Origin of the sequence: Verminephrobacter aporrectodeae subsp. tuberculatae At4 (assembly GCF_000193225.1) — a bacterium.
Classification (GTDB): domain Bacteria; phylum Pseudomonadota; class Gammaproteobacteria; order Burkholderiales; family Burkholderiaceae_C; genus Acidovorax; species Acidovorax aporrectodeae.
Genome location: NZ_AFAL01000314.1, coordinates 1 through 533, shown reverse-complemented (window position 1 = coordinate 533; position 533 = coordinate 1). Strand labels below are relative to the sequence as shown.

The window sequence follows — 533 nt, the reverse complement described above, 5'->3', positions numbered from 1 at the left end:
GCTCGAGCAGCACGTGGCCACCATGCGCCACGCCGATCAGATCGGCGACGCGCAAGCCCGCCTCTTCCCAGGTCTCGCGCGCCTGCGTGTCCGCGGCGCCGACCATCACGGCCATGTGGTCGATTTCCTGCAGTTCCACCATGCGGGCTGGTATTTCCCTTCGTTCAACCTCGCCGACGCGGCGATCACCCTGGGCGTTGCCTGCCTCATCCTGGACGAGTTGCTGCGGGTGCGGCGCGGGCGCTGACCCCGCGCGCCACGCTCACAGCCCGAGAAACCCCGCGATCACCAGGCTGGCTTCCAGCGTGAACAGCCCCTGCACGAGCCACGCGCGCAGGGTGCTCGGCAGCAGCTCGAAGCGCTGCACCTCGCCGTCCTGGTTGCAGGGCAGCATGCCGTCGGGCAGCCGGGCGCGGAACCAGTCGATGCGCTCGACCATGTAGCCCGCGCCGCCGTCACCGTCGCCGCTGCTCGGGCGCTCGAGCAGCACGTGGCCACCATGCGCCACGCCGATCAGATCGGCGACGCGCAAG

General features: G+C 70.5%; 2 protein-coding genes. One reads left to right on the top strand and one right to left on the bottom strand.

Annotated features, from left to right (window positions below; translation table 11 throughout):
* The coding region (locus VTU_RS31230; protein ID WP_201766102.1) for a signal peptidase II at positions 1–247 on the top strand (247 nt) is incomplete at its 5' end.
* 15 nt (positions 248–262) lie between these two features.
* On the opposite strand, the gene VTU_RS0106615 is transcribed toward VTU_RS31230, so the two are convergent.
* Positions 263–533 (bottom strand): hypothetical protein (locus VTU_RS0106615; protein ID WP_029554165.1); only part of this gene is annotated, 271 nt, incomplete at its 5' end.